Genomic DNA, 20,152 nt, shown 5'->3' with positions numbered 1-20,152 from the left:
AAAGCACCGCGTATTAGGTGCTTTTTTTTTATTTGCCTTGAAAGAAGGTGAACTAATGACAACGGTGTCCTCGACATTAAAAATGTTTGATGCCATGACCGGTCCGATTAAGAGCATTACAAACGGCATGAACATAATGGTTTCTACCATGTATAAGATGCAGGATGCAACAAACAAGAATACAGACATTGATAAGTCACTAAACGCAGTAAAACAACAGATCGCATCCGCAGAAGCTGAAATTAATAAACAAATTAACATGTCGAAACAGTCACAAGACAACTTCAATAGATCTGTCAACAAAACAAAGTCATCAATACAAGATGTTGGTGGGGCTGTTATTACCTTAAATCAGGGGTTGGAACTTGGAAAAAAAATATGGGGAGCTTTTAATAAAGCTACAAATCTAGCAGATGTTATGACATCAACGAAAGCTAGGTTAGATTTGATGAATGACGGTCAACAGACGACAGCCGAGTTGCAGGAGAAAATCATAGACTCCGCCAATCGTTCCCGAGCATCTTACCAACTTACTGCTGATGTGGTTGCAAAGTTAGGGCAAAGGGCGCGTGATGCTTTCAAATCCAACGATGAAACAATTCAGTTTGCGGAAAACCTGAACAAACAGTTTGTCATTGCTGGTGCATCACAAATGGAAATGGCTTCTGCTTCCCTGCAATTAACCCAGGCTTTGGGTTCGGGTGTTTTGCGCGGTGAAGAATTAAATGCTGTATTTGAAGCTGCTCCTAACGTTATTCAAACCATTGCTGATTATCTGAACGTCCCCATTGGAAAAATCCGTGATATGGCTTCTGATGGTCAAATCACGGCCGCAATTGTTAAAAATGCAATGTTGGCATCGACCGATGAGATCAATAAAAAATTCGAATCGATGCCAATGACATTCTCCCAAGTGTGGACGGTAGCGTTAAATGCATTACTTCAAGCGTTCGAACCCTTGATTCAAGCAATTGGTGCCGGAGCACAATTTATATACGACAATTGGTCAAGTATATCCCCAATATTCTGGGGGCTAGTTAGTGCTGTAGGTGCCTATGTTGCAATCACAGCTATATGGACAGCGGTGACATGGTTGCAGGTAGCGGCAAATAGAGCGCTTGCCGTATCGTTGCTGACAAATCCTATTGGCTGGATTGCTCTTGCGATTGGTGTTGTAATCGGTATGATTTATAAATGGATCCAGTCTGTGGGCGGATTAAAAATTGCATGGATGATTGTATGTAATGCGCTATTAACTGCTTGGGACTGGGTTAAAATCGGATTTATGACGGGCGTGTATTGGGTCATGAATCTTTTTAATAAACTGCAACTATCCTTTAAGACCGTTAGTACGAATATTCAAAATTTTATGGGTGATATGAAAGCTGGAGTTCTGATGCTTTTGCAGAAGATGGTCAACGGAGCAATAGACATCATAAACGACTTTATTGATACCCTAAACAAAATCCCAGGCGTAAGCATCGATCTTATTGAACAAAAGACCTTTGGGACGACAGCGCAACTTGAGAACGAAGCCGCGAAACAAGCCAGGAATAACGAGCTAGCTCAGTATAAGGATAAAATCGATAAACAGATTGCTGATAGGGACGCCGCGCTAAAAACTATGAAATCAGAGGCTAAGTTAGCAACCGCCGCACGAAGCGCCGAAATCTCTGCTGCACAAGCTGCAAAAGCGGCTAACGATGCCGCAAGGAAAAATGATAATACTTCGAAGGTGCCTAATGTGCCAGCCGGCGGGACAATCGATAAAGTAAACAAAGTCGGCAAAATTGAGGACAAGGTGGATATTAGCAGCGAAGACCTGAAGACGATGCGGGAATTGGCCGAAATGAAGTCGATCCAGAACTTTGTAACATTGACACCAACAGTGAGCATAACGACAGGCCCGGTAACAAAGGATGCTGATATTGACGAGATCGTTTCCCGAATCGAAAAAACACTTGAGGAAGAAATAGCTTCCTCTGCTGCGGGGGTATATGAATGAGTGATTATTTTTTGACTTTATCATTCAACAACGAGGCGGAAGCAATTGAATTCCCAGTTTTACCGGAAAATATTGAAGTCTCACAATCAGGCAACGATAAGACGTATAACATTTCGAACCTTGGGGAAATCAATGTTCCCAAAGGCACTAAGCTACAGGAGGTTAAGTTTGAGAGTTTCTTTCCTGCAAGTTGGTTCCCTGGGTGCAATGTTACAGAAAGAGAATTGTTTCAGCCTTCCCACTACATTGACGATATTCAAAAATGGCAGAGCAAAAAAAGGGAAATGCATCTGGTTTTAACCGGAAATTCAATGAATATAAACATGTTAGTAACTATTGATAAATTCACCTGGTCGGAAAGCGGTGGGGCGGTGGGTGATATCCAGTATCAGATATCTTTTAAGGAATACCGTTATTATGCAGCAAAGAAAGCGCAGGTTCAAACAGATTCCAGTGGATCCAAAACGGTTGTAATGAATAAAAACAATGCCGCCCCACGCCCGGATACAAGAGTCAAGCCAAAGACTTATACCCTTGTCGCTGGGGATAACTTGTGGAAGGTTGCTCAAAAAATGCTTGGTGACGGATCAAAATACAAGCAAATCCAGACGTTAAACGGCATCAAGGATAGCGAATTGAAAAAGCTACAGGTTGGGAAGGTAATTAAACTCCCGTAGGAGGTGGACTATGTTACAGGTCGTAACAGACGATAAACAGGGGAATGTATATGACATATCGGACCTTATTACGGACGCAACGTGGAAAACATCACGGATCGGCAAACCCGGAAGTTTTGATTTCACGATGCTCCTGGATCGGGATAGTAAATTCACAATCAATAACGGGGATATCGTAACTATGAAATATGACGATAAGCCCCTTTTTTATGGGTATGTGTTTACGATCGGCAGTAGCGAAGAAGAAACAATAAAAATCAAGGCTTATGACCAGCTTCGATACCTCACGGCTAATGATACCTACGTCTTCAAGAACACCACGGCGGCGGCCATCTTAAAACGCATAGCCAATGACTTCGGGTTGAAATGGGGGAATATCGTTGATACCAAGTATGCCATCCCCACAATGTCGGAGGACGGAAGCAAGCTCATTGATATCATCAACAAAGCTATTGCCCTGACAACGATTAATACGGGAAGCACTTACGCCTTTTATGATGATTACGGAAAGCTCACCTTGCAGAATGTTAAGGATATGAGGCTGAACCTTACAATTGGTGATGAAAGCTTAATGACCGGATTCGAGTTTGAAAAGAGCATCGATTCCAACACTTATAATTACATCAAGCTGGTAAGGGATAATAAGAAAACCCTGAAAAGAGATGTACACACAGCCAAGGATAGTGAATCCATGAGTAAGTGGGGGCGGTTGCAATATTACCAAAAAGTCGATGAAAACCTGAACGATGCTCAAGTCAGACAATTGTTAGATCAATTAGCCAAATCAAAGAATATGGAAACGAAAACATTAAAGTTGGACGCTCTCGGAGATCCGTCCGTCCGGGCTGGATGTTATGTGCATATCGAAATCGAAGAACTGGCAATTGCTCATCTGTATTTGATTGAAGAATGTACACATAAGTTTAGTGGAGATGAGTACACAATCCAAGTTGAATTGAGGGTGTTTTAAATGTCGCTGGGAGAGAAAATTAAGCAACTTGGGGCGGATGCCGTAAACGCCACTCAACCTTTGGCTGTCATATTTGGTACGGTAACAAAAATAAAACCCGTTGAAATCCTTATCGATCAAAGATTTACGATTGATGAGGATTTTTTAATTGTTCCGGAGCAGCTAACCCGGTACGAAATTGACCTGAAACATAAGCACGGCACGAGCGGCGAAGATACTAAAGAAGCATTGAAAGAAAAAATAGTGATTCGTGAGGGCCTTAAGGCCGGCGATCCGGTTTTATTGCTTCGGGTCCAAGGCGGGCAAAAATATGTCATATGGGATAAGGTGGCGAAACTATGATACCGATCGGCGGGAGCTTGGAGAATGCGGTGGTGCAGGAAGAGACAAGTCGAACTTACGGCATAGACTTTACTTCCGGGAAAGCTACGGGCGTTTCCGATGGCTTAGAAGCGGTCAAACAAGCAGTTTATAAAATACTCCAAACAGACCGTTTCGCTCATCTTATCTATGACACCAATTATGGAAGCGAGATAAGCGGACTTCAAGGTCGGAGCCAAGGATATGTCAGGGCCGAAATTGAACGCCGGATACGGGAAGCCTTGCTTCAGGACGACCGAATTTCTGCAATTGAAAACATGCAAATAACAATAATCGGGGATGCCGCAACGGCGAATTTTACGGTGGTATCGATCCATGGGGACTTTAAACAGGAGGTGAATGCAAATGTATGAGAATCAGACCTTTGAGACGATACTTGCTCGAATGTTGGATAGGGTAACAAATGATGTGGATAAAAGGCCTGGAAGCATTATTTATGATGCCCTTGCTCCGGCAGCAGCTGAACTGACACAACTGTACATGGAATTGGACACGAATATTAATCTTTCTTATGCCGACACGGCGACAGGAGAGTATTTAGAACGCCGTACTTCTGAGTTTGGGATTAACCGGGAGCCAGCAACGAAGACAAGACGTAAAGGGATGTTTTATGCGTCTAATGATGTGCCTATTGATGTGCCTGGCGGTAGTAGGTTTTCAATCAACGATTTGGATTTTACTGCAATAAGTAAAATCAGTACCGGACAATGGGTGCTGGAGTGCGAAGCGGCTGGCGTGATCGGGAACCAAGAGTTTGGAGCGTTACTGCCAATTGATTATATAGACGGTCTGGTTCGCGCGGAGTTGGCGGATGTGTTAATCCCTGGGGAAGATGCCGAAAACGACGAGTCATTGCGTCAACGGTATATGAATGCTATTAATGAGCAGCCATTTGGGGGTAATATATCGGACTACAGGCAAAAAATTAATGCTATCCCCGGGGTTGGAGGTACAAAAATATTTCCTGTTTGGAACGGTGGCGGTACAGTAAAAGCCACAATAATTGCAGCGGACTTCGATCCTCCTTCCACGACCTTAATAAACGTGGTTCAGACATTGATTGATCCAGAAGCAAATAGCGGGCTTGGTATAGGTTTAGCTCCTATCGGTCATAAGGTAACCATTACAGGCGCCCAGGGCCACACAATTAATGCCACAGCGACATTAACGCTCGCCCCCGATACAACAATCGGTCAAGTACAGCAAGACGTTGAGGACGCATTAAGGGCATATCTGTTATCAATTCGACAGACATGGGCAAGTGAATCAGCACTTATTATCCGAGTAGCACAAATAGAGTCCCGTATATTGACTGTTCCCGGTGTGGTCGATGTGGCTAACACACAATTAAATGGATCGGCTGCTAATGTGGTACTGGCTGACGAACAAATCCCTGTAATAGGGACGGTGACGCTGAGTGAATAGATTACTGGAGTACTTGCCGGAGATATACCACGATGTAATTGATTTCGTGGAACTGATAGAAACGGAGTCAGTCGAGATCATAAGTGCAGAACAAGCGGTGAACGCCTTGTTTTATAGTCAATTTGTCACCACTGCGACAGAACAAGGCATAAAACACCGGGAGAAGATACTGGGTATCCAAGCAGACCAGACAACAGAAACGCTGGAATTCAGGCGTAAGCGGCTTATAAACCGATACTCAACCAAACCTCCATTTACGGTGCGTTATTTACAACAACGGTTGGATTTCCTTGTCGGGACCGGGTTAACCATCGTGAGTGCGGATCCACAAACTTTTATCTTAACCGTTACCGCAAACATTGATAATGCGGCTGTCTTTAAAGAGGTAGAGCGTACAGTTCGAGTGGTTAAACCGGCCAATATGATTTATCAGCAACAAACAAGCCTGGAGGATGTAATTGGATTTACAGAGCGGATCCGAAAGAAACAAATATTCTGGAATTACAAACTTGATGGGAGTTGGAAACTTGGCGAAAAGCCATTTGCCGACTTCGGAACGGAGGCGATGGTTAAATGATCGCAAGTTCGTTTTTAAATGGGGTTGCAAACTACACGAACGGTAAAATTGCAAAAGTGGTTTTGAACGACTCAATCGAGATCACTAATTTTACTATCAAAGAAGTGACTGAATCAACGGTGGGAATGCAATATATTGTACCTGCTTCCCTTGTCTCATTGATTACAAAAATCGATCTAAAAGACGCGTTGAACAACCTTGTAAGTACAAACAATGTGTATGTTCCAATTGCTTCAGATACTTTACTTTTACAAACTATCACGGTCAAGGAGGTTTAAGGATGGCGAAAACAACATGGTCCATCAACGATACTGTTCAACCTCAGGATATGAACAATATCGGACATGAAATTAATCAGCTCCGTTCAGATGTGGATAATATTGAAGTGCCGCCAGCCTCCCTAACAAAGGCTGGTATAGTACAGCTATCCAATGCAACAAACGGTACTCGTGAGGATCGGGCAGCTACTGAGAAGGCACTCGGAGAGGTTATGCAAGAGGCTCAAGCGGGAAAGCAAGCTGGGATTGATCGTAAAGCGGAAGTGGTTGCCGCGCTCAATTCCATTGGTGTATCGGCATCCACTTCGGAGTCTTGGGCGCAATTAATCCCTAAAATGGCGGCAATTATTCGAGCTACGGGAAATGCGGCTGTGGGTGATGTACTAGTCGGTAAGACGTTCAGCAACGATACTGGAAATAACCGTACGGGGACAATGCCAAATCAAGGAGCGCAAGTTATTACTCCAGGAACGGCCAATAAAGCAATACCGGCCGGGTACCACAATGGTAGCGGGTATGTTGTTGGAGACGCCGATCTTGTAGCAGGCAACTTTCCGAAAGACGTTAATCTGTTTGGCATCCAAGGGATACTTGAACGCCTGACCACCGCAGACAGAAACGCTATTATTGCTGCGATAGTCGGTAAGGGTGTAGCGGCATCGGCGGCTGATAGTAATACGATACTGGCTCAAAAAATCGGGCAAATTTCCACTGGCTTAAAATACGCGGAAGGTACGGTAACCGCTAATGTCTCCGGCGATTTACTCATTCCATTCAATCAGTTTACTCCCAAGATAGCTGTTGTTTGGAAGGGTGATGGTAGTGGTGATGTTAATAACGGCATTGCCATCGGGAGAATCATCGATGGTCAAACACAAGGGCGCGCTTTTACGAGAATTGACGGGATTAATAATATCAACTATTACTGGTATACGCAGAACAGTTCGGAAAGCCCCGGTTACGTTAAATTCAGAGCGCTTTTTACCGGGACGTGGAACTACTCGATAATCGGAGCATAAGGTAACCGAATGGATAGTAATTCTTATTTGAAGGGTGTTGAACATGATCAGAACTTTTTAATTAATTGTTTATTTAAAACTTTCGCGCCTTAAGGCGTTTTTATTTTGCCCTCGGAGCCGATCCGGGGGCTATTTTATTGAGAGGATGGGAATCGCCGTGGATGTAAACGCAATCGTAGCTTTAATCGCCGCAATCAGTGGGGTCGTATTAGGATGGTCGGGCCGAATGATCCAAATCAAGCAAGAAGGGGGCAGCCAGGGCGCTATGCGTCAGGATATGGAATATATCAAACGCGGCGTCGATGATATCCGGGTGGATGTCAGGGCGCAGGGGCAGCGGGTAGACGGACTGTCCGAACGTGTTACTAGGGTCGAGGAGTCGGCAAAGCAAGCACATAAAAGAATCGAAAAATTGGAGGCGAAATAATTATGGAATGGAATGCTGTATTAGAATTCATCACACCAGAGTTGTTTGTCGTTGTTGTAGCCTGCTGGATTATTGGGGGATTTCTTAAGCGGACACCGCGGATCCCGGACTGGACCATCGTATATATCGTTACGCTGGTAGCCGTCATCTTTGCCAGCCTGCTGCTTGGCTTCAGTGTGGAGAGCGTGATTCAAGGCATCTTGTGCGGAGCTGTGGCGGTATACGGAAATCAGCTCATTAAACAGACCAAGAAAGGAGCAGCCGAAAATGACCAGAGCTGAATTCATTGCCAAGATCGCCCCTTTTGCCGTGGCCGACATGCAAAAGACGAATATTGCAGCCTCCTTAACCATCGCCCAGGCTGCGCTGGAGTCGGCGTGGGGCGGTAGCGGGCTGACGGCCAGAGCAAATAACTTGTTTGGTATTAAGGGAAAAGGAACGACAGGTAGTTGCACGATGCCAACGACAGAATACGTCAAGGGAAAGCCGATTAAGGTAAATGCGGCGTTCCGTGCATATCGCAACTGGGGCGAGTCGATTTCCGATCATTCCGAACTGATCCTTAAAGGGGTCAGCTGGAACCGGAATCTTTACAGAGGTGTTATTGGTAAGCGGGGAGCCGACGCTGCCCGGGCGATCGCTGCGGCCGGTTACGCAACGGACCCTAAGTACGCCGAAAAGTTGATCAGTATAATGAATGAATGGAATCTATACAAATATGACGAATCGGCAACGAAGCCGGTCAAGGAGGATATACCCATGACAGTAACGGAAAAAGAGGCATTTGATAAGCTTATGGCCCGGGTAGAGAAGTTGGAGAAAGATGCAACGCGCGTGCCAGAGCCGAAGTGGTTTGCCGATGAGTTTAATGGCATTGATATGGAGGATATTCTCAGCGAACCAGAGCTCACGGCAGAGGGTTGGCGCTGCTTGGCTGCGGGCTTGCGAGTTTCCAGTAAATAGAATACAATGTAAACAAATCCGAAAGAATCGGTTAAAAATCCCGCTGACCTTAATTGGCCGGCGGGATTTTTTTTATTTAGTACTTTATTTGGCATTCGTAGAATTCCCATCTATTCCTAAAGCCTCTTTCAATCCACTTTGCAGAATCTGCGATGAGTTTAAACCGGCTTCGTCGGCAGCATCTCGTAACCACTTGGGTAGTGTGCAGTTTTTTGTTACCGCCTTATTAGCTGCTGCATCACGATATGGCGGCATAAACACATCAATAAAAACGATCCGATCACTTACGTCTTCCAATTCAATTTGATCTGGCTCGGAAGGTTCTGGCAGTTCCCGGCCTGCTTCCTCTAATTCAATAGCGCGGGCAGCTAGTAATTCTTTTGCCCGGGGGATCCCCTCCACCAACTTGACAGCAGTTACAGCCGTCCCCGGAAAATCAGGGAAATACATGCTCAAATTTGTATCGGTATGTTCGACGACTAATGGATATACATAATGGGTCTTCACGCTTTTCACGCTCCTTCTAAATGAGGTGGTAAAGGGTAGGGAAACACCCGGGCTAGAATTTCAGCCCGGATTGTCGTTCGATGCTTTTTAATGTTCCCTTTGCTAAAGTATCGCCCGTGCTGTGGACTGCGATATCAGCAAACTTGCTGGGGTTATTCGGGTTTATGTATCGCCGATGGCTTGTACCTTTGCCGTGATTCGGGGATTCGATAAACCCTGCCTTTTTCAAGGCTTTAATTACTTCTCTCACCGTCCGTTGTTTCCCCACCGCTTGACCTCCTCTCTATGTATTTATTATAACACGTGTAAATAACGCGCGTCAATATGTTTATGCGTGTAAATTACGCGCGTTATAATTATAGTGGAAAGGAACTTCCATTGAATAAATGCAAGGATTTTGGATATAATACAAACAAATGTTCGTATTTTGTGGGGTGTAAACGTGGGCAAAGTCAAAAGCAGCAACATCATAACAACAGAAGAACGCACCATGATCCGAGATTATGTATTACTCAATCACATGCAAGTGATGGCAGAAAAGAGCATTAGGGATCTTAAGTACTCAGACAATTTATTGCGGCAGGCTTTTATTATGTGCGGGAAAATAATTGAGGAAAGAATACTCCAGGAATCAAAATCACTCCGGTTAGATTTAAAGGATCGCGGGATAGTGATCAACAAAGAAGAACATGCGGATTTTGTGGTTTACTACCATTATACGTGCCGGGGATACTCAGAGCGTTTCGGCCTGACCAGGGACGTTATGAGGGCAGAGATAGGTATTAAGTTCGGAAAGTACATTTCCGAGGTTGGACAAATCCTTAAGGCATCGAAGTAGTAATATAAAAGCACTGCCATTAATCAGGCAGTGCTTTTTTTTGCCCACAACTTGCCCACAAGCATACTAGGCAATGTCAGGTAATATGGGGTATAATCTGTTGGTAAATCCGCATCATTACGCGATTTTAGGTATACTTCGTTAGTTTATTGCACTTACAAAGTATCGGTACCTTGGATCAGGGCCATGAGGAGAGAGAAAAGTGATTTACGGTTTTTTGTTGTTATTGCTAGGCTGTTTATTCCAGGGCAGTTTTGGACTGGGGATGAAGAAGTATCAGCCATTTTCATGGGAGGCCTTCTGGATTTTATTCTCGGTCATCGGGATTCTGCTGATTCCGATCGGCTGGACCTGGCTGGAGGTTCCTGATTTTCTGGATTATATCCGGGAAACGCCCGCGGAAGTGCTTGGATTGGCTTCGATTTGCGGCTTGCTGTGGGGAATTAGCTCGATTCTGTTCGGCAAAGCGGTCGATTCGATCGGGGTGTCCTTGACCTACGGCGTGAATATGGGAATTTCCGCATCGGCAGGCTCGCTCATTCCGCTGCTTATTTTCGGAAATATTCCGCCGATCCGCGCTTTCATCTTGTTACTGGCCGGAATGCTGATTATGCTGGCCGGGGTAATCGTCATTACGAAGGCCGGCTTGGATAAAGAAAAAAGCCTCAACAGTCAGCAGGCAGGGTCAGGAAGCGGCACTGAGAAGACCGGAAAACCGCTGTCGAAAGGGCTCATAATGGCTTCGTTCGCGGGGCTGGGCTCGGCCGCGATGAATATCGGGTTTGTTTATGCGAACCAAACCTTGGATATTGCGGTGGAGCATGGCGTTGCGGCGATCAATGCCAGCCTGATTCCATGGGTGATCACTTTGTCCGGCGGTTTCATAGCCAATTTTGTTTATGCCCTCATCATGCTAATCAAAAACCGGACCTATCGTGATTTTGTAGCGCCGGGCTCGGGAAAAGCATACGTTAAAGCGATCATTACTTCCTTTGTGTGGTTCTTTGCCCTCGGCTTCTACGCCAAAGCGACCGTCATGCTCGGACCGATCGGTTCTAGCGTCGGTTGGCTTGCTTTTAACGGTCTTGCCCTCATCGTCAGCAACGGCTGGGGATTGAAGGACGGGGAATGGAAAGGGTTTGCCGGACCCAAAAAATGGCTGCTGGCGGGAAATGTCATCCTGATCGTCTCATGGATTGTAGTTGGCATATCGAACGCATTGGCTTAAACGGCGATCCATGAATAAGACAAGGCCATCCTTTCGGGGATGGCCTTGTTTTGCTTTATATTGATGTTATCGGCTTTGTCCGCTTACTTAACCAACGGAGCTGAAGCCAAAGTATTTCGAGGCATTGCCATAGGCAATGTCCTCGACCATTTGCCCCAGCAGTACAGGATCATCCGGCGCTTCGCCGCGTTCCACCCATTCCCCGATCAGTCCGCACAGCACGCGGCGGAAATACTCATGACGCGTGTACGACAGAAAACTGCGGGAGTCCGTCAGCATGCCCACAAAGTTGGACAGCAGACTATGATCGGCAAACAGGGTCAACTGCTCGCGCATTCCGTTGCGGGTGTCGTTATACCACCAGCCCGATCCGAGCTGCATTTTGCCTACGGTCTCTTTTTGGTAACAGCCCATCAAGGTCAATAACGCCGGATAATCTTTCGGATTCAAAGAGTACAGGATCGTCTTCGGCAGGAATTGCCCGCTCTCGGCCCGGTCCAGCAATTGCGACAACGCTTCGGTAAGCGGCAGGTCGTTCAGGGCGTCATATCCGGTGTCAGGCCCCAGCTTCCGGAACATCGGCGTGTTGTTGTTCCGGTAGGCATGGATATGGAGCTGCATCGTCCAGTCTTTTTCATGGTAGAAACCGATCAGTGACGTAAGAAGCTCGCTCCGGTACATCGTAACTTCATCCGGGGATAAGACTTCTCCAGCCAGTCTTTTGGCAAATATACGTTCCAGCTCGGCCTCGTCGCCGGCCCGGTAGCGCAGTACATCCAGCGCATGGTCGGACAGGCGGCATCCCTGCTCGTGGAAAAAGCCGATCCGCTGCTTCAAAGCGCTTACGAGCGACGCATAGGAATTCAGCGGTTTCTGTACGACTTGCTCCAGTCGTCCCAGCCAATCTTTGAAGCCGGAGGCGTCGATGTTTAATGCCTTGTCGGGACGGAAGGTGGGCAGTACTTGGAAATCTTTCTCCTCTTCTCTCAACAGTTGATGGTATTGCAAGGAATCCGCAGGGTCATCCGTGGTACAAATGACTTTTACGTTAGCGTTCTTGATCAGATTTCGACGCTGGAACGGAGAAGTAGCCAGCTTCCGGTTGACCTCTTCCCAAATCCGCGGCGCGCTCTCCTCGTTAAGCAATTCGGTAACGCCGAAGAAACGGCGAAGCTCCAGGTGGGTCCAGCTATATAAAGGATTGCCTACCGCTTTGGGGACGGTGCGTGCCCAGGCAAGGAATTTATCGTAGTCGGAGGCATCGCCCGTAATATGGGACTCGGGAATACCGTTCGCGCGCATCAGCCGCCATTTGTAATGATCGCCATAGAGCCAGGCCGCAGTTAAATTGGGAAAATGTTTGTTTTCATAAATCTCCTGCGGATCGAGATGACAGTGATAGTCGATGATCGGCATGGATTTGGCATGATCGTGGAACAGGGTTTGCGCGATATCCGTCGTTAATAGAAAGTTGTCGTTTAAAAACACGGGATTGCCTCCTTATAATGTCACTCCGGTTTTAAAGATGGCCAGCTCGCGGACTTCATTTTGTTCGTTGCGGGTTTTTTCGCCGCTGGCTACGTTAATCACGTATTCTATAAATTGCTCCAACACTTCCGACATGGGCGTTTCCAGTAATGGACCGGCATTGAAATCCATCCAGTGACCTTTTTTGTTGAAAATATCGTTGTTGGTGGCGATTTTCATCGTCGGCACGAAGCTGCCGAACGGCGTGCCGCGCCCGGTCGTGAACAGGACAAGATGGCAGTCCGAGGCGGCCAAGGCTGATGCCGCAACGAGATCGTTGCCGGGTGCTTGCAGCAGACTGAGCCCTTTTTTGCGAAGTTTTTCGCCGTATTGCAATACGTCAACAACCGTTGAAGTCCCGGCTTTCTGGGTACACCCGAGCGATTTGTCCTCCAGCGTACTGATGCCGCCCGCTTTGTTGCCGGGGGAAGGATTTTCGTATACCGATTCTCCATGGGAAAGGAAATACTGTTTGAAATTGTTGATCAGGGATACGATGTCTTCGAATACCTCGCGATTTTCTGCGCGCGCCATGAGCATTTTCTCCGCACCGAACATTTCCGGAACTTCGGTCAATACGGATGTTCCGCCTTGGGAGATCAGAAAATCGGAGAAAGCGCCAAGCAGCGGATTTGCGGTAATGCCGGAAAAGCCGTCGGATCCGCCGCATTTAAGTCCTACATTCAATTCGCTGACAGGAATGGGCTCGCGATGATCGTTTTGCGCGGCAACGTAAAGCTCTTCCAATAATTCCAGCCCTGCCTCGACCTCATTGCCGACTTCCTGTGCCACCAGAAATTTGACGCGATCCTCGTCGTATTCCCCCAACAAGCTGCGGAACTCGGAGACGATATTGTTCTCGCAGCCGAGGCCGAAGACGAGCACGCCGCCTGCGTTGGGATGCTTTACCGCGTCAAGCAGGATACTGCGGGTCATGCGGTGATCATCGCCCAATTGCGAGCATCCGTACGGATGCTTGAGCACCGTAATATTATCGAAGCTTCCAAGATCGGGGTGCTGCGCTTTAAACTCCAGCAGCATATGCTCGGCGATGCCGTTGACGCAGCCGACGGTAGGGATAATGTACAGATCATTGCGGATGCCTACTTTACCGTTGCTGCGGCGGTATCCTTGGAAGGTAAGATTGCGTTTAGGATAGGTGACCGGATGCAGGTCGGGAACGTATTCGTATTCTTCTTCCCCGGCCAAATTGGTTTTGATGTTATGCGTATGCACCCAATCTCCTTGTTTGATGGCTGCCGTTGCATGGCCGATCGGGTAACCGTATTTGGTGATGACGTCTCCTTGCTCAAAATCTTTTAAGGCGATTTTATGGCCTTGAGGTATATCTTCAGCCGTCCGAAGTTGGAGACCTTCGAAATGCAGCTCCGCTCCGGACTTAATCGGTTGCAGAGCGACGGCTACCGTGTCCCTGACGTTCATTTTCATTAAAGTGGTCATGGCTTAACCTCCTAAATCAGTTGTTGTAGAGCGGACCGGCTGCCCCCTTGCTCCAGTTGCCGTATATGAGTTTCAATGGCTTCCCGGAGACCCGGAACCTTGGTTAAATCGGTTCCCCACAGACTTTCTTCCTTCAAGATGGATGTAACAAAGCCGGCGGGATCGCCCCAGGTTTGATCAAACAAAGCGAGAATTTCAGGGCTGTCCTGCCGCGGCACCCGATCTCCCCGGTAGGTAAGCAGCAACGCCGCGAAGGAGAGCGTAATGAGCGGCGGAAGCGTCCCGGTTTCCTGCTGAAAGCGAAGCAAAATCGGCAGCAGGCGGGTTTTGAACTTCGAGATGCTGTTCAGGGAAATCGACGTCAATTCGTGACGGATGAACGGATTTTTGAACCGTTCCTGCACGGCATCGGCATAAGAAAGCAATTGATCCTCCGGAAGATCCAGCATAGGGATGATTTCTTGCTCCATCAATTTTTTAATGAATGGGGAGAAGGCTTCAGCGTCAAGCATTACGTCTTCTACCGTTTCAAGACCTGCCAGCAATCCCAACGGAACCATGGCCGTGTGGGGACCGTTCAACAAGTGGACTTTCCGTTCGCGGTAAGGCGTCATATCTTCGGTCACCACTACGTTCAGTCCTGCCTTTGCCAGCGGCAGCCGGTCTTCGATCCATTCCGGCCCTTCAATGACCCAGAACAGAAACGGCTCCGCGGTGACCATAAGATTGTCCTTGTATCCCAATTTCTGCTCCAACTCGGCGGCTTTGTCCCGCGGATAGCCGGGAACAATGCGGTCTACCAAGCTGCAGCAAAACGTGTTTTCCTGCTCGAGCCATTCCAGAAAGGCGTCTCCCAACTGCCATTCGTGCGCGTATTGGAGCACGATTTGTTTCAATTTCTCGCCGTTGCGGTCGATCAGTTCGCACGGAATAATCACGAAGCCCTTTTTGCCTAACTGAAAGCGTTTGAATAACAGTGCGGTGAGTTTGCCTGGAAAGCTTTTCTGCGGCGTATCGGTGAGACGGTCCTCAGGGTGATAAGCGATTCCCGCCTCGGTCGTGTTGGAGGTGATGAATTCCAACCGGTCGTTTTCAGCCAAGGCCAGATAATTCTCATGCTCGGTGTAAGGATTAATCACCCGGCTTACGCTGGTAACAATTTCTCGGGAATTCACTTGCTCTCCTTGCATAATCCCGTTTAGAAGCACGGTGTAAAGATAATCCTGTTTCGCTAAAAGCTCGCCCAGTCCTTGTTCGATAGGCTGAACCAATACGGCACTGCCCTGGAACAGGCCTTGATTATTCATTTGCTGCAGTTGCCAGTCCACAAAGGCACGCATAAAATTTCCTTCCCCAAATTGGATAATGACTTCAGGATAGGAGGGCAAATCGGAAAAAGCGGTTCTGGAAAGTGGCTGTGTCATAAGTGATCTCTGACTCCTTTTTTGGTCAACGCGTCTTTGCACACGTTAACATTTTTATTTAAAAAAAGAGAGAACTCTTTTTTTAAGATATAATTTTTGTCACCGAATGACCTACTATGGATATAAATTCAATAAGCCTGAACGTCTTCATCATGGAAAACGTCACCAAAAAGAAGGCTCAGTTCAGGCTTATCTTTATGAGTTCACTGAGGTCAAATTTGATGATAAAGGAAATAATGTTATCGTGTTCATTCTAATTCTTAAAGATTTTTTAGTCAATAGATTTATCGTCATGCACACGTTAAAATTATTTCCTCAATTATCCCTCGGCCGATTCATCATTCCTTGGTTTTTGCCTGGAATTCCCGTTGTTTTCGCGGTACTGTCCCGGCGTCATTCCTTCCTGTTTGCGGAAAGATCGGATGAAGTTTTGCGAGTTATTATAACGCAGCTTTGCCGCAATATCTTTGACGGGCATATCGCTTTCCGCCAACCACTTTTTGGCCATCTTGAACCGGTACATCGTGACATATTCGCTGAAATAATACCCCGTTTCCTTGCGGAAGATGCTGCTGATATAGTTGGCGTTGTAATGCAGCCGGGAAGCGCACTCTTCCAGCGTCAGGTCCGTATCGTAGTCATGCTGCACCAGGTCGATGATTTTCTCGGAAATGTTGTGATACTGGGCATTTTGCCTGCTGTTGAAAATTTTGATCATCGGATAGATGACGACGCTCCAGAACCAGTCCTCAATTTCCGTCACTGTATGAAGGTCAAACAACTCCTCGTATAAAGAGCCGTTTGCGTGATAAATCTGATTCAGGGAGATTCCGGATTCCTGCATCATGACCAGCAAATTGTTCAGCAGCCGGGTCAGCGGGATCTGATACTCCTGCGGCGTAAGCTCTTGAGCGAAGATCGACGCAAACAGCAGGGAAACCAGTTCTTTCGCTTTTTCGGTTTCAGCCAGCTTGATGGCATCCATCAGATCGTTTTCTTTATGGTTTGGGTAGTTCAAATTCAAATAATGATTGCCGGAGTTAATGTTTTCATACTGGATAATGACGCCTTTTCCCAGCTTGATGCGGTATTTTAACGCTTCAAGTCCTTCCCTGTAAGCAATCGGTATTTTGTGGAAGGATTGGAACGGCAGGCTCAGGCCAATGCTCACTTCCAGCTTTAAGCATTTGTTGATTTCCTGCTGCAGCTTTTCCGTTAAAGAATATAGAATCTTGTGGAAAGAGTCGTGATCTCCTTCGGTACTTCCGATTAATGTCACGATGACCTGATCCATAATGACCGGAGCCAGCCGGTTCTCCGAACTTACCAACTCTTCGATCATATTGTGCGCGGCAAATAACAACAAGTTCAAGTCCTTTTTCTCATAGTCCGTGTCGTCGGAGAAATCGATCGATAAAGTTAAAACGGCCATCGTTTTCCATTCCTCAATCTGGGTGCGGTAGCCGAATTGCTCCAGGTTTTCAAGCAGTTCGCGCTTCTTGTAGTTTCCGTGGAAAGCCTGGCTGAGGGAGAAGGTGCGCACCTGCCGGATGTGCTGGCGGATCTCCTTCTCCAACTGCGATTTGGATTGAAATAAATGGTGCATATGTTCTCCGATCATTTGAAATTCATTGGTTCGTTTGGATCGGAGGTCGGTTTTCCGTTGCCCCATCAGATTGAGCAGCCGTTCTATCGGAGTGTACATACGGCGGGAGCCGACCCAAGCGAGCAATATGGAGAACAGCAGCATGACCAAACAGACCATTACCGTATAAAAGCCGATTTTATCGGACTCCTTCGTTAAACTGTCCATGGAAGTCGCGGACAAATACACCCAGCCGTTTAACTGGGAACGCAAGTAAGTGATAGAATATTCTTTCTTATTCATTTGCGTCTTAAATTGGCCCGAGGGTTTGGCGTCATCCGAAATCAGGGACACTTCCGTAAAGCCGCTCTCTTCCACGGGCATGCCAATCAAGGCGAGGTCGGGATGCAGCAGGATCCGGTTATTTTCATCAATGACAATGATATTGTCCAGAGGCTGTGCATCCGAATTGATCACGTCCTGCAGACTGCAGGCGGGAATATTGGCTAGCGCAAGACCATATTTATGAAGCTTGGAGGTAGGGAGCTTTTTGATCAGGCTAATACTGTAATTGCATTTGGCGGCATCGATGCTCTCCTCGCTATAAAACCACGAAGACGGATTTAATACCCACGAAGTATTGTCGGATGTATTTAACAGATTCGAGAGCTGCTTGTGGTCTTTGTATTCATCCAAACGGTAAAGTCCGGAATTTTTGATCATCCAGTTTTGCTGTTTGTTCAGCAGGATGACATCTTCCAGCTTCGTATCATAGGACTGCATGTTGCGGATTTCGTTTCGTAGATCGTTGTATAAAATGAAATCGTTTTCATTTAACGGGCTATCAAGAGCTTTTTTTAGTACGCTGGAATTAACCACCTGATTCATAGTCTGGTTCACGGTCGTCAGCTTGCGCTCTACATTGGAATTGATTTGTGAAATAAGCTCCATTTTACTTTGGTTTACGTTTTTTTGAATTTCCCTGGAAGAAGTTAAATAGGAAAAAGAACCGATAAAAATCACGGGGAGCGTGCTAATGGCAAAGGTAAATATCGTCAGTTTGCTCAAAAAACTTAATGGTTTCAATGAACTCAGCACCTTACCTTATGTAGAAGTAGTCATCCAATATAAGTGTATGCAATATGGAAGATCATAACAATAATCATCTCGTAATGCGATAATCATTTCATCAAATCATAGCTTCAAATGGTTAATTCTTCAAGGAACAACATGTATGATATAGGTGGATGTGCGCGAGGTCAAGTCACGTTGCGGACCTACAATAGTTTGGGAGGAAACACGAATGTCCAGAGAATCGAAAGGGAACAAGGTATGCCATAATATCTGTTTTTTAATCGTACTTTGTTTCTCTTTGCTAAGCGCGTGCAGCAATCAGGAACCCCTTAAGTCCGGCTCCGGTGAACCCCGACCGTTCATCTCGATTCTGGCACCGCTGCATTTCCCGCAACAGCCCTCAAAAGAAATCATGACGGAGATTGAAACTTTAACCGGGGTGCAGCTCGATATCAGATGGGTTCCCGAGGGCGTCTATACCGATAAAATGATTACAGGATTGACTACCAATTCGCTGGCAAAAGTGACCTTCGTCAAATTTTCGGACTACAATCTGGTGAAGAACGCGATCCGGTCCGATGCTTTTTGGGAGATAGGGCCTTACCTTAAGGATTACGATAATTTAAAAAGTCTTGATGCTTCCATTCTGAATCAGGCTGCCGTGGATGACAAAATCTACGGTCTGTATACCGAACGCCCCTCTTCCAGGCAGGGAGTCATCATCCGCAACGATTGGCTGAATCATCTTCATCTGACCAAGCCGGGAACCTTGGATGAACTGTATGAAGTCATGAAGCAATTTACTTATAACGATCCTGACGGGAACGGAAAACAGGATACCATCGGCTTGGTTGACCGGAATGATCTTGTTTATGGGGTTTTCAAAACACTGAGTTCTTATTTTGGAACGCCTAACAATTGGAAAATTGAAAACGGCCGCGTGATTCCCGATTTCATGACGGATGAGTATATGAATACGATGAATTTCATGAAGAAGTTATATGATGAAAAAATTATTAATCAGGATTTCGCGCTTACCAGCAAGGAAATTCAACGAGATAAGTTCATCCAGGGGGAAGCCGGCGTATTTATCGGGAGCATGACCGATGTGCAGCGCTTAAACATCGAGGCTCGTGCTTTGAATCCGGAAGTCGATTTCACGCTGGTGAATCGCATTGAGGGACCGACAGGGTATAAGGTATGGTCCATCCCCAATTACAACGGTCTGTTTCTCTTCTCCAAAAAAGCGATTCCCACGGAGAGCGAGCTAAAGCAGGTGCTGGGCTTTTTTGACCGGACTATGGATAAAGATGTAGCGAATCTGATGATGTACGGGTTTGAAGGGCGCCATTATAGAACCGAGAACGGAAAGGTCATTCTTCCCGAAGAAACCTCCCAGCTGCGCGTGAATGAAGTCAATCCGCTATATTCGCTAATGATTGCCGATATCGGCAACAAGAACATTTTGGAAGTGGCCAAAAAAGAGCAGCTAACCGACCTGGCGGATCAACTGAGCAAGGATAATGAACAGTTCTTGGTAGATGATCCGACGGTTCAGCTTAGTTCCCCGTCCTTCGACGAGAAGAACTTAGAGCTATCCGCGATCATTGCCGATGCGACATACAGATATATCCTCGGGACATTGGACGAGGGCGGATTTAAACAGGAAATCGAGCGATGGAAGCGAAGCGGCGGAGATCAGATTATCGAAGAATATAACGAAGACATTGCGCGAGGTAAATGAACAAATGAAATTTCGGGCTGTCCTGAAGTAGTTATTTCTACT

General features: G+C 46.5%; 21 protein-coding genes. 15 read left to right on the top strand and 6 right to left on the bottom strand.

All coding sequences use genetic code 11. The features are described 5' to 3' along the window. The first annotated feature begins 55 nt into the window (after positions 1 to 55). From ACLB09_RS09505 to ACLB09_RS09450, 12 genes are all read left to right on the top strand, one after another. Complete coding sequence (locus tag ACLB09_RS09505) at positions 56 to 2,005, top strand: tape measure protein (protein WP_410769577.1); 1,950 nt, start codon at positions 56 to 58, stop codon at positions 2,003 to 2,005. Further along, the gene (locus ACLB09_RS09500) at positions 2,002 to 2,682 is read left to right on the top strand and encodes a LysM peptidoglycan-binding domain-containing protein (protein WP_410769576.1); all 681 of its coding nucleotides are present in this window, start codon (positions 2,002 to 2,004) and stop codon (positions 2,680 to 2,682) included. The genes ACLB09_RS09505 and ACLB09_RS09500 overlap by 4 nt, the downstream gene beginning before the upstream one ends. Positions 2,683 to 2,692: 10 nt before the next feature. Further along, positions 2,693 to 3,652 carry an XkdQ/YqbQ family protein gene (locus ACLB09_RS09495; protein ID WP_410769575.1) on the top strand — a complete coding sequence of 320 codons (960 nt, stop codon included), beginning with the start codon at positions 2,693 to 2,695 and terminating at the stop codon, positions 3,650 to 3,652. Further along, the gene (locus ACLB09_RS09490) at positions 3,653 to 3,994 is read left to right on the top strand and encodes a DUF2577 domain-containing protein (RefSeq protein ID WP_410769574.1); all 342 of its coding nucleotides are present in this window, start codon (positions 3,653 to 3,655) and stop codon (positions 3,992 to 3,994) included. After that, positions 3,991 to 4,386 carry a DUF2634 domain-containing protein gene (locus tag ACLB09_RS09485; protein ID WP_410769573.1) on the top strand — a complete coding sequence of 132 codons (396 nt, stop codon included), beginning with the start codon at positions 3,991 to 3,993 and terminating at the stop codon, positions 4,384 to 4,386. Before ACLB09_RS09490 ends, ACLB09_RS09485 begins: the two co-directional genes overlap by 4 nt. Beyond that, the gene (locus ACLB09_RS09480) at positions 4,379 to 5,458 is read left to right on the top strand and encodes a baseplate J/gp47 family protein (protein ID WP_410769572.1); all 1,080 of its coding nucleotides are present in this window, start codon (positions 4,379 to 4,381) and stop codon (positions 5,456 to 5,458) included. The genes ACLB09_RS09485 and ACLB09_RS09480 overlap by 8 nt, the downstream gene beginning before the upstream one ends. After that, positions 5,451 to 6,035: a putative phage tail protein gene (locus tag ACLB09_RS09475; RefSeq protein ID WP_410769571.1), complete on the top strand. Its 585-nt coding sequence runs from the start codon at positions 5,451 to 5,453 to the stop codon at positions 6,033 to 6,035. The genes ACLB09_RS09480 and ACLB09_RS09475 overlap by 8 nt, the downstream gene beginning before the upstream one ends. Further along, positions 6,032 to 6,313 (top strand): ketopantoate hydroxymethyltransferase, encoded by a 282-nt coding sequence (locus ACLB09_RS09470; protein ID WP_410769570.1) that lies wholly within the window; start codon positions 6,032 to 6,034, stop codon positions 6,311 to 6,313. Before ACLB09_RS09475 ends, ACLB09_RS09470 begins: the two co-directional genes overlap by 4 nt. A 2-nt stretch (positions 6,314 to 6,315) precedes the next feature. Further along, the gene (locus ACLB09_RS09465; RefSeq protein WP_410769569.1) at positions 6,316 to 7,332 is read left to right on the top strand and encodes a phage tail protein; all 1,017 of its coding nucleotides are present in this window, start codon (positions 6,316 to 6,318) and stop codon (positions 7,330 to 7,332) included. Between the two features lie 157 nt (positions 7,333 to 7,489). Further along, complete coding sequence (locus tag ACLB09_RS09460) at positions 7,490 to 7,759, top strand: hypothetical protein (protein ID WP_410769568.1); 270 nt, start codon at positions 7,490 to 7,492, stop codon at positions 7,757 to 7,759. 2 nt (positions 7,760 to 7,761) lie between these two features. Further along, positions 7,762 to 8,040 (top strand): phage holin family protein, encoded by a 279-nt coding sequence (locus tag ACLB09_RS09455; protein ID WP_410769567.1) that lies wholly within the window; start codon positions 7,762 to 7,764, stop codon positions 8,038 to 8,040. Continuing rightward, positions 8,027 to 8,722: a glycoside hydrolase family 73 protein gene (locus tag ACLB09_RS09450; protein WP_410769566.1), complete on the top strand. Its 696-nt coding sequence runs from the start codon at positions 8,027 to 8,029 to the stop codon at positions 8,720 to 8,722. Before ACLB09_RS09455 ends, ACLB09_RS09450 begins: the two co-directional genes overlap by 14 nt. Positions 8,723 to 8,806: 84 nt before the next feature. Here the strand turns inward: ACLB09_RS09450 and ACLB09_RS09445 are convergent, their stop codons facing one another. Beyond that, positions 8,807 to 9,229, bottom strand: coding sequence for a type II toxin-antitoxin system HicB family antitoxin (locus ACLB09_RS09445; protein WP_410769565.1), 423 nt, complete (start codon positions 9,227 to 9,229; stop codon positions 8,807 to 8,809). A 52-nt stretch (positions 9,230 to 9,281) separates the two neighbouring features. Then, a complete protein-coding gene (locus ACLB09_RS09440) occupies positions 9,282 to 9,497 on the bottom strand; it encodes a type II toxin-antitoxin system HicA family toxin (protein WP_410769564.1) in 216 nt (71 codons plus the stop codon). A gap of 174 nt (positions 9,498 to 9,671) precedes the next feature. Between ACLB09_RS09440 and ACLB09_RS09435 the strand changes: the two genes are divergently transcribed. Together ACLB09_RS09435 and ACLB09_RS09430 are read left to right on the top strand one after the other, a co-directional pair. Then, the gene (locus ACLB09_RS09435) at positions 9,672 to 10,067 is read left to right on the top strand and encodes a hypothetical protein (protein WP_410769563.1); all 396 of its coding nucleotides are present in this window, start codon (positions 9,672 to 9,674) and stop codon (positions 10,065 to 10,067) included. Between the two features lie 202 nt (positions 10,068 to 10,269). Beyond that, positions 10,270 to 11,295, top strand: coding sequence for an L-rhamnose/proton symporter RhaT (locus ACLB09_RS09430; RefSeq protein ID WP_410769562.1), 1,026 nt, complete (start codon positions 10,270 to 10,272; stop codon positions 11,293 to 11,295). Positions 11,296 to 11,382: 87 nt separating this feature from the next. Here ACLB09_RS09430 and uxaC read toward each other — a convergent pair whose 3' ends face one another. The 4 genes from uxaC to ACLB09_RS09410 form a co-directional block, all read right to left on the bottom strand. Beyond that, the gene (uxaC, locus tag ACLB09_RS09425) at positions 11,383 to 12,783 is read right to left on the bottom strand and encodes a glucuronate isomerase (RefSeq protein ID WP_410769561.1); all 1,401 of its coding nucleotides are present in this window, start codon (positions 12,781 to 12,783) and stop codon (positions 11,383 to 11,385) included. Between the two features lie 12 nt (positions 12,784 to 12,795). Continuing rightward, positions 12,796 to 14,283, bottom strand: a complete 1,488-nt coding sequence (locus ACLB09_RS09420) for a UxaA family hydrolase (RefSeq protein ID WP_410769560.1) — start codon at positions 14,281 to 14,283, stop codon at positions 12,796 to 12,798. Positions 14,284 to 14,294: 11 nt separating this feature from the next. Further along, a complete protein-coding gene (locus ACLB09_RS09415) occupies positions 14,295 to 15,707 on the bottom strand; it encodes a tagaturonate reductase (RefSeq protein ID WP_410769559.1) in 1,413 nt (470 codons plus the stop codon). 319 nt (positions 15,708 to 16,026) lie between these two features. After that, a complete protein-coding gene (locus ACLB09_RS09410) occupies positions 16,027 to 18,378 on the bottom strand; it encodes a helix-turn-helix domain-containing protein (RefSeq protein ID WP_410769558.1) in 2,352 nt (783 codons plus the stop codon). Positions 18,379 to 18,595: 217 nt separating this feature from the next. Between ACLB09_RS09410 and ACLB09_RS09405 the strand changes: the two genes are divergently transcribed. After that, positions 18,596 to 20,110 carry an extracellular solute-binding protein gene (locus tag ACLB09_RS09405; protein WP_410769557.1) on the top strand — a complete coding sequence of 505 codons (1,515 nt, stop codon included), beginning with the start codon at positions 18,596 to 18,598 and terminating at the stop codon, positions 20,108 to 20,110. Positions 20,111 to 20,152 lie beyond the last annotated feature (42 nt).

The organism is Fontibacillus forbon, assembly GCF_046559655.1.
GTDB lineage: Bacteria > Bacillota > Bacilli > Paenibacillales > Paenibacillaceae > Fontibacillus.
This window is presented reverse-complemented; position numbering and strand designations above follow the sequence as displayed.